This is a genomic window from Acinetobacter sp. KAM396 (assembly GCF_021602765.1).
Taxonomy (GTDB): Bacteria; Pseudomonadota; Gammaproteobacteria; order Pseudomonadales; family Moraxellaceae; genus Acinetobacter; species Acinetobacter towneri_A.
Genome location: NZ_BPPH01000031.1, coordinates 11,659 through 27,035, shown reverse-complemented (window position 1 = coordinate 27,035; position 15,377 = coordinate 11,659). Strand labels below are relative to the sequence as shown.

Sequence of the window (15,377 nt, the reverse complement as noted above, 5' to 3'; positions counted from 1 at the left end):
CGCAGCACATACAAGGATCGCGCCGTCCATCTGAGCAGCACCAGTAATCATGTTTTTAACATAATCGGCGTGGCCCGGGCAGTCTACGTGCGCGTAGTGACGAGTTGGAGAATCGTATTCCACGTGAGAAGTATTAATTGTAATACCACGTGCTTTTTCTTCTGGTGCAGAGTCAATTGCAGCGTAGTCTTTCGCTTCACCACCGAATTTTTTTGCACATACAGTTGCAATTGCAGCTGTTAAAGTTGTTTTACCATGGTCAACGTGACCGATTGTGCCCACGTTAACGTGTGGCTTATTACGTTCAAACTTAGCCTTAGCCATGAGATCTTCCTTTTTAAAACAACTCATGGAGGATCACTCCATGAGCATTAGGTTTTTTAACTATAAATTAGTTTGCGCTTATAGTAATCGAAAGATTACTCGTCGTCACCTTTTTTACCACCAGACTGGAATTTAGCAATGATGCCATCAGCCACGTTACGTGGAGTTTCAGCATATTTAGCAAATTCCATAGAGTAAGTCGCACGACCTTGAGACATTGAACGCATTTGTGTTGCGTAACCAAACATCTCTGCAAGTGGAACTTCTGCACGAATTGCTTTAGTACCACCAGGTAAGTCGTCCATACCTTGAACAATACCACGACGACGGTTCAAGTCACCCATGATATCGCCCATGTAGTCTTCTGGAGTTTCTACTTCAACTTTCATGATTGGCTCAAGAAGAACAGGATCTGCTTTCATGAAACCGTCACGGAACGCGTAAGAACCCGCCATTTTGAACGATAATTCGTCAGAATCGACATCGTGGTAAGAACCGTCGAATAATGTCGCTTTAATGCCTACAACTGGGTAACCAGCCAAGACACCATTCTTCATACGTTCTTGGATACCTTTGTCTACTGCACCGAAGAATTCTTTGGGTACTACACCACCTACAACTTCTTCAGCGAATTCATAGTCTTTACCAGCTTCAGGATCAAGCGGCTCTAAACGTACGTATACGTGACCGAATTTACCTTTACCACCAGTTTGACGTACGAATTTACCTTCTTGCTCAATCGTCTTTTTGATCGTTTCGCGGTATGCAACCATTGGTTTACCAATGTTTGCTTCAACACCGAATTCACGCTTCATACGGTCAACGATGATGTCAAGGTGAAGTTCACCCATACCCGCAATGATCGTTTGACCAGATTCTTCATCTGTACGAACGCGGAATGATGGATCTTCTTTCGCCAAACGACCTAAAGCAATTGACATTTTTTCTTGGTCAGCTTTAGTTTTTGGTTCAACAGCCAATGCAATTACTGGCTCTGGGAATTCCATACGCTCAAGTGTGATGACATTTTTCTCATCACAAAGTGTATCACCTGTAGTTACGTCTTTAAGACCTACACACGCAGCGATATCACCCGCACGAATTTCTTCAACGTCTTGACGATCGTTCGCGTGCATTTGCACGATACGGCCGATACGTTCACGTTTAGATTTAACCGGGTTATAAACAGAGTCACCTTGTTTAAGAACACCAGAGTAAACACGTACGAAAGTTAAGTTACCTACGAATTTGTCGTTCATGATTTTGAACGCTAACGCAGAGAACGGTTCTTCGTCAGATGCTTCACGAGTCGCTTTAGTTTCAGCTTTGTCGTCAAGGATACCTTCGATCGCTTTAACTTCTGTAGGTGATGGCAAGAATTCAATGACTGCGTCCAACATACGTTGAACACCTTTGTTTTTGAACGCTGTACCACAAAGCATTGGTTGAATTTCACAAGCCAATGTTTGAACACGTAGACCAGCAACGATTTGTTCTTTAGTCAAATCGCCATTGTTCAGGTATTCGTCCATTAACTCTTCAGAAGCTTCAGCAGCAGCTTCAACCATGTTTGTACGCCATTCTTCAGCAGTTTCTTGAAGATCAGCAGGGATTTCACCGTACTCGAACTTCATACCTTGTGAAGCTTCGTCCCAAATGATCGCTTTCATTTCGATCAAGTCGATAACGCCTTGGAAGTTTTCTTCAGCGCCAACAGGGATTACTACAGGTACAGGGTGCGCACCAAGACGTGTTTTCATTTGTTCAACAACACGGAAGAAGTTGGCACCCGTACGGTCCATCTTGTTCACGAATGCTAAACGAGGCACTTGGTATTTGTTCGCTTGACGCCATACAGTTTCAGACTGAGGTTGTACACCACCTACAGCACAGTAAACCATACACGCACCGTCAAGAACACGCATAGAACGTTCAACTTCGATGGTGAAGTCAACGTGTCCCGGTGTATCAATTACGTTGATACGGTGTTCAGGGAACTGTTTAGACATACCTGACCAGAATGTAGTCGTAGCAGCAGAAGTAATGGTAATACCACGTTCTTGCTCTTGCTCCATCCAGTCCATTGTTGCTGCACCATCGTGTACTTCACCAATTTTGTGAGATACACCTGTGTAGAACAAAATACGTTCTGTAGTCGTGGTTTTACCAGCATCAATGTGCGCAGAAATACCAATGTTACGATAACGAGAAATTGGGGTTTGACGTGCCATGATCTCTTGCATTCCTAAATTTTGTTGTTTAAAACAGGCGCTTTAAGCTGAAGGACAGCTTAAAGCGATTCGATGACAGTTTGGCGTAAACCAAGCTATCACCCTCCTGAATAGGGGCTGTTTTAGTCGCTTAGAAGCGGTAGTGAGAGAATGCTTTGTTGGCTTCAGCCATACGATGCACGTCATCACGTTTTTTAACCGCTGCGCCTTTACCTTCAGCTGCATCAAGCAACTCACCAGCAAGACGTAAAGCCATAGTTTTTTCAGAACGCTTAGCAGCAGCATCTACCAACCAACGCATCGCTAGAGCAGTACGACGGGATGGGCGTACTTCCATAGGAACTTGATAAGTAGCACCACCAACACGGCGTGCTTTTACTTCGACCATTGGACGAACTTTTTCAAGCGTAGCTTCAAAAAATTCAACTGGGTCTACTTTAGATTTTTCTTGAACGCGGTCTAAAGCACCGTAAACGATACTTTCAGCAATAGACTTTTTACCATCTTGCATTACGTGGTTCATGAATTTAGCGATTGTTTGGCTGCTGAATTTAGGATCCGGAAGGATTTCACGAGCAGCGACTACGCGACGTCTTGGCATTTTAAACTACCTATAAATATGACACTTCAGGGTGATCCAGCAGTAGCACAAAGTGTCGTGTGCATTTCGCTGGCCTTACTACACGTCGCTTGAATTTCACAAAATTAAATGCAGAAATCAGACAAGCGAGACGATAAAGGATTGCAGTTCTAAGAACTAAGACTAATCTTTAAAAGATTATTTCTTAGGACGTTTAGCACCGTATTTAGAACGTGCCTGGTTACGATCTTTCACGCCAGCACAGTCTAAAGAACCACGAACGGTATGGTAACGTACACCTGGTAAGTCTTTAACACGACCACCACGGATAAGAACAACACTGTGCTCTTGTAGGTTGTGACCTTCACCACCGATGTAGCTAGAAACTTCAAAACCTGAAGTTAAGCGAACACGGCAAACTTTACGCATTGCTGAGTTAGGTTTTTTAGGTGTAGTTGTGTAAACACGTGTACAAACACCACGACGTTGTGGACAAGCCTTCAACGCAGGAACTTTTGATTTTTCAACCAAAGTCGTACGACCCTTACGGATCAACTGATTTGTTGTTGCCATGTGGCAATTCTCCCGTTAATAAAAAGCCCCAAAAACATACTACTTTTTGAGGGCATGCAATTGTAAGCGAAGATAGAAAAATGGTCAATATTTCATAGGCAGTTAAAACAGCAACCATTTTCCTACTTATCACTTGTTTTTATTCAGCTTTTGGTTTTCGTGCAGTGGTACGTGTTCTTGGCTTTTTTGTAACCTTTGTTTTACTCGCTTTTACTGGCTCTGCTTGTTTTTCTGAAACGGTTTCAGCCACTTGAGTTGAATCCTCTACAGCATCCAAGTCATCTTCTAGTGCATATTCATCTGTTTCTTCAACTGGAATAGCTGTTTTTTGTGGTGCAACTTCGGCATGTGGTTCCAGCATTTGATCTGCCAATTCTTCTAAACCTTGCTGAATACTTTCATCTCGCTGTGCTGCAGTTGTTTCCACTTTGTCCGATTTTTTTTGCACTTTTACCGTTCTGATACTTTCATGGTCTGATACGGTTTGCTCTAAAGCATCTGACGGCGCAGATTCTGCGCTCTCTTGCCCCTCTACTAATCTATCTTGCTCCGTATGTTTGGCCTCATTGCCCTTCAATTGCTCCAAGAGTTTGGGCGCAGCCTGTGCCAGCAATTCCAATGATTTTTCATACGCATGAATAGCCGATAAATTGCTGTCTTTATGCTGTATTAAATAGCTACGGGCATTGGAAAATACTTGCTGCGCTTTGTGATGTACATCTTCCACCAATTTCCAGCTGTATACGGCACTCACCGATGCGGTTGCCACAGGCGTGAGTTTATTCAACATGGAAAACTTAGGTACATGAGTTAACCAAGGCCATTTCACTTGACCTTGCTCATTCAAGAAATATTTCTTTAAAGCCTCATAATCATTGCTTGAACCGAGCATATTTTGTAATTGATGCACATCATGAGTTTGCAGCATATTGGATAAGGTTTTTAGTCCCATCAATACTGCTTGCTTTTCTGCAATGACACCTAAATCAATTTGTTTAAAAATAAACTGAACAATTTCTTGCTCGGTGTCTTTGTTCAGTTCAAAACCGTAGGCACGCCCTACCTGATAAATGGTACGCAAAGACATCACAATAGATGCAGGCACATCAATGGTTGAACCAATTACTCCTGTTGCACCTGTTAATGCGCCTTGCAGTGATGCAATCCACTTATTTTGTTCTGCGAGTGCTTGACCAATTCGCTTAGAACGATCTACATCTTGAGTCAATTCTTCTAAATCGCGTACGCCTGCCTGATCAAGCACATCATCAACTGAGCTAATATTGGAAGTAAAACTATTCAACTGATCAAATAAATAATCTGAAATTTTGTCAGAAAAATCGGGCGATACAAAACTCGCCACCTGATTGACACGGTTATAGTGACGACCTAAAAGCTGACGTGAAACTTGTGGCACATGCTGTCTGAGCATGTGTTGAGGATTGTCATATTGACGTGCTTGAAAAGCACTAAAGCTACGCGCTTGACCTTCAATAATTTGTCCTGATTTTGCACTGTGCTCATCTTGCGCTACAGCACTTGGTGCAACTTGCTGCAAAACGTGGATGCCTGTTCTGCTGAGCTTTTTAGCCACTCCAATCGCATTCGAGAAGAATCCGCTTGATTGTTTATTGTTGGAATCTGACATTCTTACTCCTCATTTTTAATTTCTATGATTTATAGGTAAATACTAGGTGTAGTCTAAGTTTATCTCAATGTGATTGTGTATCTTTTGGTTGGCTTCCTGCATCTTATTTGATGGTTCACTGCGGTTTGATCTTCTCTGCAAAGTGGCATCATATTTGCCATAAGAATTCAAAATTCTTTCTGTTATTATGAATGCAATTGTAAGACATGAGTCATACCGTATCAGCGATTGCTTGGCCATTACGGTGTCCGGCTCAACATTATCACCATAAAAGGGATCTGTAGATGAAACGTGTTGTAATCACCGGCATGGGCATTAACTCGTGCATTGGTAATACTTTAGAAGCTGTGACTCATTCTTTACAAAACGGTATTTCTGGGACACGTTCCAACCCAACTTATGCTGAACTTAATTTCAAAAGCCACGTAAGTGCAGCGGCAGAACAAAATTTTGACCATATTGACCGAAAATTAAAACGTTTTATGGGCGTATGTGCGATGTACGCTTACAATGCTGCAGTAGATGCCATTGAACATGCGGGCTTAAAGCAAGAAGATTTAGCAGGTAACCCACGTTACGGTATCGCGGGTGGTTCAGGCGGTAACTCTACAGCATCTGTTGCAGAAATGATTGAGCTACTTGAAGAAAAAGGCGCACGTAAAATTGGTCCTTTCTTCGTACCACGTAACATGTCGAACACGATTACAGCTAACTTGGGCGTTGCGTTCAAATTACAAGGTATTGCGCACTCAATTACCAGTGCATGCGCAACTTCTGCCGATGCAATTGGTTATGCCTACAACCTTATTCAATTGGGTAAACAAGATTTAATGCTAGCAGGTGGCGGTGAAGAAGATCACTGGTCACAAAGCTTATTGTTTGATGCGATGGGTGCATTGTGTTCTAAATACAACGACACACCAGAAACAGCATCTCGTCCGTATTCTGCAGACCGTGACGGTTTCGTGATTGCAGGTGGTGGCGGTTTCGTGGTTCTTGAATCACTTGAACACGCTCAAGCACGTGGTGCAAACATTTTAGCTGAAGTAGTTGCGTATGCTGCAAACTCTGATGGTGCAGACATGGTTGCTCCAAGCGGCGAAGGTGCAACACGTTGTATCTTGATGGCTTTAGACGAAGCAAAACAACACGGTGTAGACGCAATTGACTATGTGAACACACATGGTACTTCTACCCCAGCAGGTGACGTGACTGAATTAAAAGCCATGGAACGTGCGTTTGGTGAAGGCAAAGTACCTGCGCTCAGCTCAACGAAGTCAATGACAGGTCACAGCTTAGGTGCTGCAGGCGTTCAAGAAGCAATTTATTCTGTCTTGATGATGCAAAATGACTTCATTGCACCAAACATCAACGTCACTGAACTGGATGAAGGCGCGAAAGCATTTGATATCGTACTTGAAAAACGCGACACAAAATTGAATACTGTCATGAGTAACAGTTTCGGTTTTGGCGGTGTAAATGCCTGCCTTATTTTCAAGAAGTGGGATGAATAATCTCCTATAGGATAGTCGATGGATGCACCTTCTGATGCTTTTTTATGGGTAAAAGCATTACATATTATTGCCGTGGTTTGCTGGTTCGCTGCATTGTTCTACTTACCACGTTTATATGTTTACCATGCCATGAGTGAAGATACACTGAGCCATCAGCGTTTTGAAATCATGGAGCGCAAGTTGTACCGAGGGATTATGTGGCCGTCTATGATTGCCACCCTCATCACGGCACACTTTTTGGTAGATTGGGGCGATGCGACCCGCAATTACCACGATGCGTTATGGTTTTACCTGAAAGTAGCATTGGTCGGTTTATTGGTGATTTACCATTTGGTTTGTGGCTATTACCGCCAAAAACTGATTGGCAATGCGCATTATAAATCACACAAGTTCTGGCGATTCTTCAATGAAATGCCGACTGTGCTGCTATTAGCGATTGTAATTTTAGTCGTGGTAAAACCACAGTTCTAAAATTTGAAACGCCAAGTATTCTGACATCTCAACCTGATTCGGTTGTAAAAAAACCTCAGTGCAAAGAACTGAGGTTTTTTTATGGGTGACAACTAAAAACAGCACTTATGCTTTAATTCAACGTATTTGTGAGTAAGGCTGAAAGCCCAATGCCGCTGCTTGTTTCTGCTGAGATTGAGGAATCGTGACAATAGCAATTTTTCCATCTGCACCACCACAGACCTGTGCATACATCCGCCCATCTGAACCTACACTGGCCCGCTTCACCTGAATCTGTGCTTGCTGTAAACGCTGAACAATTTCCGTAAGGGTTAAACCTGAATCTGGCTCACACTGTCGATGTTGCAATGATGTGTACATTTCGACCTGCGCAGTAGGTGTTGTGGATGTAGCAGCATGATTGGCACATGCAGTCATCAGTATTGAAACCGCTACTACTGCAATAGATTGACTAAATATCTTCATCACATACCCTCTTTCAATATTAAAATTAAATATTCAAATTAAATATTGAAGCACGATCTTTGCAATAACACTGCGCTAGAAATGCAAACAGATGTAAGCATCTCACTCATCAAGATAATTGTTCAAGCAACGGCAAGATTTGCGCAAAACACTGAATTCTGTATTTTGGTGCAGCGTAGTCTAGCTCCTGAGCCGAGCCATAACCGTATTCGACTGCAACACAATCGACACCATTGGCTCTCGCACCTAAAATATCGTGTTCACGATCTCCAATCATTAAACATTGCTCAGGTTGCAATTGCTCTTGCTGCAAAATATAGGCAATTAAATCTGCTTTATTGGTACGCTCGCCATTCAGTTCACTACCATAGGGATATGCAAAATATTGCAATAAATCGAAATGATCTAAAATTTGGCGTGCATAAATTTCAGGCTTGGCTGTTGCTAAAAACAGCTTATAGCCTTGTTGTTTTAAAGCCGCCAAGGTTGCGGCAGCATCTTCAAAGACGTGATTTTCAAACAAGCCTGTCGCAGCAAAACGCTCTCGATAGCCTGCTAAGGCTTGCTCTGCCAATACGTCATGCACATCTACATGAAGTAATTTTGCCAAAGAGGCTTTTAAGGGCGGCCCGATAATCCAATCAATATTTTCCGTATCTGAAATAGGATGCCCGACCTTAGCCAAACCATAACGCGCAGAAGCGGTAATGCCCTCTTTCGGGTCGGTCAGCGTGCCATCCAAATCAATTAAAAGGTTCTTTATCACAATGTCAGCCTATCTGCCTAAATGACTATCGAGAGTTATTCCAAAGTTGCCTATACTAACGTAAATAGAAGCAATTAAGGATATGTGTGTGCGACCAACAGTACTTTGTTTTTCTGGTTTAGACCCTTCGGGTGGCGCTGGTTTACAGGCTGATATTGAAGCCGTTGGCAATAGCGGTGCACATGCAGCAATAGCCTGCACAGCACTGACTATTCAAAACTCTCAGCAAGTGTTTGGCTTTGAAGCCACCTCTAAAGAATTGTTATTGGCACAAGCCAATGCGGTGGTGAATGATTTGCCCATTAAAGTCGTAAAGTCGGGCATGTTAGGCACCACTGACAACATTGCAGCACTGGCAGATTTTTTACGTGCACATCCTGATTATTTATATGTGCTTGACCCTGTTTTGGTTGCCAATAGCGGAGGGTCTTTAGGTGATCAAGCGACTTTGGTTCAGGCATTTGTCGAGTTAATTCCACTAGCGACGTTAATCACGCCAAATACTGTGGAATTACGCGCTTTAACGGGTGAAGATGATTTAGAACGTGCAACAGCTAAATTATTTGCAATGGGGGCACAGGCTGTTTTGGTCAAAGGTGGACATGAAGATACTCCTGATCATATTCGTAATGCACTGTATATCAACAATGAAATGATTTCTGAAACTCGCTGTCCACGTCTTGAAGGTGAATATCACGGTTCAGGTTGTTCATTGGCAAGTTTTATTGCAGGGCGCTTGGCATTAGGCGATCAACTGAAACAAGCGGTACAACATGCTGAAACTTGGCTGTTTGGTGTGCTTAAAAATGCGGAAACGCCTGTACCGAATGGACAGAAAATTCCGAAAAGGTTTTAGTATTTAACGTTCAACTCTTTCATACCCTGATCACACTGTATCAGGTTTTTTATTGCAACTTTTAACGTTCGTGCCTTTGCTTTAAATTTTCAACATGCTGACGATTGGTTTTCCAAGACTTATCCAGTAGTTCTTTTTCAATTCTCAGTTGAATACGTTTCAGTTTCATCGGTGAAATAACTTCATGCCGAAAACCTTTGACATACTCAACCCATGCACTGCCTTTAAAAACATTGTTAGGCAAGGAGGTCTTAAATTCACAGTCTGGCATAAATACAATCACAGAATGCAGATATTCAGGCTCGACAATATCGCTCAATACTGATTCCAAAACTTTTATATGCTTATAGTTCTGATAGACAGGATTCTGAAACTTATAGCTCTTTTTATAAATTTTTTGTGTCCATACTTTTTGGCGTTCTCCACCAAAAATCCAGCCTTTATAGTTTTTTGTTTCAATCACAAAAACTCCAAAAGGACTCAATAAAATATGATCTATTTGAGTTGTTCCTGCGGACTCATCAGGCAGAGTTACATCATTCAACAAAATATAATGTTCATCTAAATACAACTTCACATGCATACTTACTGCGAGTTCCCCCGCCTTTCCCTTTAGAAAAGGTTTGAAAATTTTGATCAGTCCCACACCTGCAACAAGCAGAATAAGCCACCAAAACTGTAACAATAATGTTTTTAACATTTCCTCTGCTCTATTTTATTTAGATCAAAAATTTTTATTTAATATCAGTTATTTAAAATTTTGAAGTTGATGATTCTAACTTTAACAAAATCGCTTTATTATCCAAGCCACCTGCAAAGCCCACCAGCTTTCCACTTGCACCCACCACCCGATGACACGGCGCAATAATCGAAATTGGATTTTTGCCATTTGCCGCACCTACGGCGCGCATCGCATTGACACTACCAACTTGTTCGGCAATTTGCTTATAACTGCGAGTTTCCCCAAAAGGAATACTTAATAACGCCTGCCAAACTTTCTTCTGAAATTCAGTGCCTTCAAAATCAAGAGGCACATCAAATTGCTGACGCTGACCTGAAAAATAGTCTTGGAGTTGCTGCTGAGTTTTGAGCAAAATTGGATGATCATCTTGTCGAACTAAATTGGCTAAACGTACCCGTTTATGATCTTCGTTATCCCACATTACCGCAACCAATGCATGATCGTGAGCCACCAATTTAAGCACGCCTACAGGAGTGTCCATTTCAGTAAATGCCAGTTGCATTATTTTTTCTCCTCAAGCAGGTTGGGTATCAGCTCATCCTGTTTTTAACTCAAACCGATCTGTTAATGAGCGCTCACGCCAATTGACCAGATTCCAAGTTAGCTAGATGAAATTTTCATAAGCACCAAACCTGAAATAATCAGAACAGCTGCCAACATACGCATAGCACTGGCAGGTTCGCCTAACACAAAAACACCCACTAAAAATGAACCGACTGCGCCTATACCTGTCCAAATCGTATAAGCCGTGCCTAATGGCAAAGTACGCATGGCATAGGCCAAAAGCGCAAAACTTAAAATCATAAAAAAGATAGTCACGATACTGGGCGTTAATTTACTAAAGCCGTCAGACAACTTCATGGAATATGCCCAAACCACTTCAAAAATACCCGCCAATATCAACATCATCCAGGCCATAACGCCCTCCTTCAATATCATGAAATCAGGCCGTCCTGAAGATTTTTCTTGTCGAGTATTTAGTCGCTTTGACTATTTCCAAAAACCCAAACAAGGGAGGTCGTTCCTCCTGTTGCAATTTAAGCTACCGCACAGCGATACTGTACCCGTACCTATTTTAAACTTAAAATTTTGCGCGCACCATTCAACACAAACATGGCCACAATTAAGCCAATGATCAGGTCTGGATAATTCGAGCCTGTGAGCATCACTAAACCGCCCGCGATAATCACGCCTAAATTCACAATTACGTCATTGGCCGAAAAAATATAACTAGCCTGCATGAGGGTTCCACCATCCTTATGCCCTGAAATCAGCCATAAACAGGTGACATTCGCTACCAATGCAGCAGCGCCAATGAGCATCATCAACATAGATTCTGGTTCGCTGCCCAAGACGAAACGACGCAGTACATCCACAATCACCAATGCGGCCAAAGCCAATTGCACCCAACCTGAAAGATGTGCAGCTTTAAGTTGCTTTTTAGCCGATTGTCCCACCACAAATAGTGCCAAACCATACACGGCGGCATCGGCAAACATATCTAAGGAGTCGGCAATTAACCCTGTAGAAGATGCAATTAAACCTGCAATCAATTCCACCAAAAACATAGCAGCATTAATGCCAAGCAAGGCATACAGCACTTTTTGTTGTGCAGCGCTGTTAGATACAGGCAATTCGGTTTGTGTATTGGCTTCAGTTTGTTGTAACACAGCACCCAAACCCAATGCTTCTAATTTATGGGTGATTTCTGTGGCAGATTGATTGTTGTGATTAACCTTTAAAAGTCGTGCAGGCAAATCAAAAGATAAGGCAGCAATATCATTATGGTCTGCCAAAGCAATTCGCACCATTTGTTCTTCAGCACCGCAATCCATTTTAGGAATATGGTACGCACTCACCCACGGACTCAAAAGTTCAGAACCTACGACTGTTGATTTATCTGTCTTGGCAGTCGTTGCAGATGTACAGCTATTTTGATCAGCACAGCTTTTTTCTGTATCGCAAGACGAACCACAGCCTGTATCGCCACATGACTTGGAGTGTGTAGGCGCAGTTGCACAAGGCTGGTTTACATTTTTTTGCGTATCACAACCACAGCCAGTATTGTTTAGATTTTGGTTTTCTAAGTTTTTATCTTGATTCGATTGAGGATCTTGAGTTGATGAAGACATACGCCACACCCAAAAATACAATAGGCTCAGTATAAACCAAGCCTATGTATTTAGGGACAATCTATTCTATTTAGAAGCAGCAACGATCCATTGACTTAATCATTGATAAATACCCCTAATCATTAAAACCTGAAACGCAAGCCTATCGCATATAAGCCGCTCTGCTCGGAATCGGTTGCAGACTGCCAAGCAGTGTGTTGATCGCCTTTCGTATATTCATAACCTGCACTGATATACGGCATGATGTTCTTGCTGATTTCATAACGCATTTCCACCCCCACAGCCGCGCGGTTGAGTCCTGTTTTTTTCGCATATTTGGCATCATCCTGCAGAATAACATCTACATCTAAATAAGGCTGTGCAATCAATTTCTGAGTCAATAACAGATCCCGTGTGGCTTCCAAACTCAAAGCCGCATATTGATCTTCACCCAAATAAAAATAAGCATCGGTTTCAAAAAAATATGGAGCTAAACCATGTAAGCCAAGCACAGCGTCAAACTTATTTTCTCGGTCTGTTTGATGCGCTTGCTGATTCACTTCATGTCGATAACGCACACCTGCTTGCACATCCCAGAAATCTGAAATCATACGACTGTATAACAACTTGGCATCATATTCAGTCGCTTGTGATTCGTGCTTATCGCTATGAATTTTCACAAACAACTTGTTTTCATCAGTTCCAATACGAGTTTGTAATTCAGATTTGAGTACTCCCTCGGCATGGTCGTTCACTTGCCATTGTGTATCTAAAGTGCTCACCGTATATATTTGCGCACCATGTTCTTTACGATGATCATGTGACTGCAACTCTTGTACGGGCGAGGCGGATTGATGCGATTGATGCGATTGATGCGATTGATGCGATTGATGCGATTGATGCGATTGATGCGATTGATGCGATTGATGCGATTGATGCGATTGATGCGATTGATGCGATTGAGTATCTTCCTGAGCAGCGATTGTTGCAACCTCTGCGGAACTAGCATGTGCACTATGTTCCTCTGTCGCTGCCAGCCCAACTGTACTGATGCAGCAGACAGAAATACTTAAAACCGTTTTCGCAAAAAGATTAATGTTGTGCATGTGTTGCTCCTTTTTGCGCTGTCGCTGAAGAGGTTTGAGTGGCTTGAATTGCTGTGGTTGAAAGCGGTTCATTTTCACTCACCTGCGCTACAATCAATTTATTCATCATTCCCGCGCTCATGTGATAGAGCAAATGACAATGTATTGCCCATTCACCTAATTCATCTGCAGTAAGCAGTGCAGTTACAGTTTGACCTGGCGGCACAATTAATGTGTGTTTATTCGGCATTTCTGCTGCCGTTTGACCATTTTCCAACTGCATAAACATGCCATGTAAATGCATTGGATGCGCCATCATGCTGTCATTGATAAATTTGATCCGAATACGCTCACCATATTTCACCTTGAGCGGTGTGGCATCACTAAATTTCTTGCCGTTGATTGTCCAGATGTAACGCTCCATCGTACCGCCTAAACGCACGACCAATTCACTGGTGGGTTCACGTGTATCTGCTTGTGGCTGCAGCGATTTCAAATCCTCATAATTCAAGGCCTTATGCCCCGCAGGTGTAGAAGCATTTGCCCATCCATATACCACTACATTTTTGTGTTCTGCTGAAGGCATACGATGTTGTGTATTCGCATTTTCAGACATTGCAGCGTGGTTCATTTTGGAGTGATCCATCTCAGACATTGATGCATGATTCATTTTGGAATGATCCATTTCAGACATCGCTGCATGATTCATCTTGGAATGATCCATCTCAGACATTGCCCCATGATTCATCTTGGAGTGATCCATCTCAGACATCGCAGCATGATTCATTTTCGAATGATCAATTGCCGCATGATTCATTTTGGAGTGATTCATCTCAGACATCGTTGCATGGTTCATTTTGGAGTGATCCACCTCAGACACTGATGCATGATTCATTTTGGAATGATCATCACCTGAATGCTCTGTGGCATGCCCCATATCTTGCATGGTGAGTAAAGCACGCGGACGCGCTGCAGGTAGCTGTAGATTTGATTTTGCAGAATGAAATTCACTCTGCAAACTCCCCCACTGCAAAACCTGAGCGGTCTATCGATTCTGCTTCAATTTGATAGTGCGCTGCTTGAGGTTGAACAATCACATCGTAAGTTTCCGCAGTGCCTATACGAAATTCATCCACTGTGACAGGTTTGACTGGCTGACCATCAGCACTGACCACTGTCATTTTTAAGTTTGGAATCCGAACATCATAAAATGACATGGCAGAGGCATTGATAAAGCGCAAACGCACTTTTTCATTTGGCTTGAATGCACCTGTCCAGTTCTGTTCAGGTGTCTTGCCATTCATTAAAAAAGTATAGCCTGTGACATCGGAAAGGTCGGTTTTCAGCATACGCATTTGATTCCACATTTTACGGTCTGACCATGTGGCTTTTAGTCCATCACGCTGTATTTGACGCCAAACATCACCTAAGGTTTCACGCTGATTTTGATAAAACTCGGCTGAAATTTTTAAATCTTTCTGAATTTGATTGCTAGATTTTTCATGAAAATCTGACAGCATCACCACATAATCACGATCTGCATATTCATGTGCGTTTACGGCTGGCTTGGCTTTAGGATGAATCACCAAAGAGCCGTATAGACCATCTTGTTCCTGACCTTTGGAATGTGCGTGATACCAATAGGTACCACTTTGTCGCACTTTAAATTGATAAATAAAATGCCCTTGCGGCTTAATCCCTTGAAAACCGTTAAATCCAGGTACACCATCCATCAAACCGGGCAACAATAAACCATGCCAGTGAATAGATGAGTCCTGATTTTTTAATTGATTATTAACGTGAATTACCGCCTCATCGCCTTCTTCAAATTCGAGTGCAGGCGCGGGAAATTGTCCATTGACTGTAATACGTTGAACAGGTTTTCCCGTGATATTGACCGTTTGTTCTGCAATGGTCAGGTGATATTCCTTGACCGCAGCAAATGCAGAACTCGAACACAATGCACAGACTGTTAAAAACAGCGCAGGCTGATAAAATTTAGACATGACTT

General features: G+C 42.4%; 15 protein-coding genes and 1 pseudogene. 3 read left to right on the top strand and 13 right to left on the bottom strand.

Going from position 1 to position 15,377, the window contains the following annotated elements:
• From L6C30_RS12180 to L6C30_RS12160, 5 genes are all read right to left on the bottom strand, one after another.
• Positions 1–324 (bottom strand): GTP-binding protein (locus L6C30_RS12180; protein ID WP_236162884.1); only part of this gene is annotated, 324 nt, incomplete at its 3' end.
• Positions 325–419: 95 nt separating this feature from the next.
• Positions 420–2,555 (bottom strand): elongation factor G, encoded by a 2,136-nt coding sequence (gene fusA, locus L6C30_RS12175; RefSeq protein ID WP_236163156.1) that lies wholly within the window; start codon positions 2,553–2,555, stop codon positions 420–422.
• Positions 2,556–2,685: 130 nt separating this feature from the next.
• Positions 2,686–3,156, bottom strand: coding sequence for a 30S ribosomal protein S7 (gene rpsG, locus L6C30_RS12170; protein WP_180064740.1), 471 nt, complete (start codon positions 3,154–3,156; stop codon positions 2,686–2,688).
• 177 nt (positions 3,157–3,333) lie between these two features.
• Complete coding sequence (gene rpsL / locus L6C30_RS12165; protein WP_019837219.1) at positions 3,334–3,708, bottom strand: 30S ribosomal protein S12; 375 nt, start codon at positions 3,706–3,708, stop codon at positions 3,334–3,336.
• Positions 3,709–3,847: 139 nt separating this feature from the next.
• Positions 3,848–5,356 (bottom strand): EcsC family protein, encoded by a 1,509-nt coding sequence (locus tag L6C30_RS12160; protein ID WP_236163157.1) that lies wholly within the window; start codon positions 5,354–5,356, stop codon positions 3,848–3,850.
• 284 nt (positions 5,357–5,640) lie between these two features.
• On the opposite strand from L6C30_RS12160, the gene L6C30_RS12155 reads away from it, so the two are divergent.
• Together L6C30_RS12155 and hemJ are read left to right on the top strand one after the other, a co-directional pair.
• Positions 5,641–6,870 carry a beta-ketoacyl synthase N-terminal-like domain-containing protein gene (locus L6C30_RS12155; protein WP_019837217.1) on the top strand — a complete coding sequence of 410 codons (1,230 nt, stop codon included), beginning with the start codon at positions 5,641–5,643 and terminating at the stop codon, positions 6,868–6,870.
• 18 nt (positions 6,871–6,888) lie between these two features.
• Positions 6,889–7,341 (top strand): protoporphyrinogen oxidase HemJ, encoded by a 453-nt coding sequence (hemJ, locus tag L6C30_RS12150; RefSeq protein WP_004975266.1) that lies wholly within the window; start codon positions 6,889–6,891, stop codon positions 7,339–7,341.
• Between the two features lie 117 nt (positions 7,342–7,458).
• Here the strand turns inward: hemJ and L6C30_RS12145 are convergent, their stop codons facing one another.
• Together L6C30_RS12145 and L6C30_RS12140 are read right to left on the bottom strand one after the other, a co-directional pair.
• A complete protein-coding gene (locus tag L6C30_RS12145) occupies positions 7,459–7,806 on the bottom strand; it encodes a hypothetical protein (RefSeq protein ID WP_004975264.1) in 348 nt (115 codons plus the stop codon).
• A gap of 109 nt (positions 7,807–7,915) precedes the next feature.
• Positions 7,916–8,572 carry an HAD-IA family hydrolase gene (locus tag L6C30_RS12140; protein ID WP_236163158.1) on the bottom strand — a complete coding sequence of 219 codons (657 nt, stop codon included), beginning with the start codon at positions 8,570–8,572 and terminating at the stop codon, positions 7,916–7,918.
• An 88-nt stretch (positions 8,573–8,660) separates the two neighbouring features.
• Here L6C30_RS12140 and L6C30_RS12135 point away from each other — a divergent pair, with 88 nt between their 5' ends.
• The gene (locus L6C30_RS12135; RefSeq protein WP_236163159.1) at positions 8,661–9,428 is read left to right on the top strand and encodes a hydroxymethylpyrimidine/phosphomethylpyrimidine kinase; all 768 of its coding nucleotides are present in this window, start codon (positions 8,661–8,663) and stop codon (positions 9,426–9,428) included.
• A 61-nt stretch (positions 9,429–9,489) separates the two neighbouring features.
• On the opposite strand, the gene L6C30_RS12130 is transcribed toward L6C30_RS12135, so the two are convergent.
• From L6C30_RS12130 to L6C30_RS12105, 6 genes and pseudogenes are all read right to left on the bottom strand, one after another.
• A complete protein-coding gene (locus L6C30_RS12130; RefSeq protein WP_230245259.1) occupies positions 9,490–10,128 on the bottom strand; it encodes a nuclease-related domain-containing protein in 639 nt (212 codons plus the stop codon).
• Positions 10,129–10,180: 52 nt separating this feature from the next.
• Positions 10,181–10,672 (bottom strand): methylated-DNA--[protein]-cysteine S-methyltransferase, encoded by a 492-nt coding sequence (locus tag L6C30_RS12125; RefSeq protein ID WP_236163160.1) that lies wholly within the window; start codon positions 10,670–10,672, stop codon positions 10,181–10,183.
• A gap of 98 nt (positions 10,673–10,770) precedes the next feature.
• On the bottom strand, positions 10,771–11,088 hold the full coding sequence (sugE, locus tag L6C30_RS12120; RefSeq protein ID WP_230245262.1) for a quaternary ammonium compound efflux SMR transporter SugE: 318 nt from the start codon (positions 11,086–11,088) through the stop codon (positions 10,771–10,773).
• A gap of 152 nt (positions 11,089–11,240) precedes the next feature.
• Positions 11,241–12,302: a cation transporter gene (locus tag L6C30_RS12115; protein WP_230245263.1), complete on the bottom strand. Its 1,062-nt coding sequence runs from the start codon at positions 12,300–12,302 to the stop codon at positions 11,241–11,243.
• Between the two features lie 122 nt (positions 12,303–12,424).
• Positions 12,425–13,387 carry a copper resistance protein B gene (locus L6C30_RS12110; RefSeq protein WP_236163161.1) on the bottom strand — a complete coding sequence of 321 codons (963 nt, stop codon included), beginning with the start codon at positions 13,385–13,387 and terminating at the stop codon, positions 12,425–12,427.
• Positions 13,374–15,372 (bottom strand): annotated as a pseudogene (locus L6C30_RS12105) (multicopper oxidase domain-containing protein). Before L6C30_RS12105 ends, L6C30_RS12110 begins: the two are co-directional and overlap by 14 nt.
• Positions 15,373–15,377: the final 5 nt, after the last annotated feature.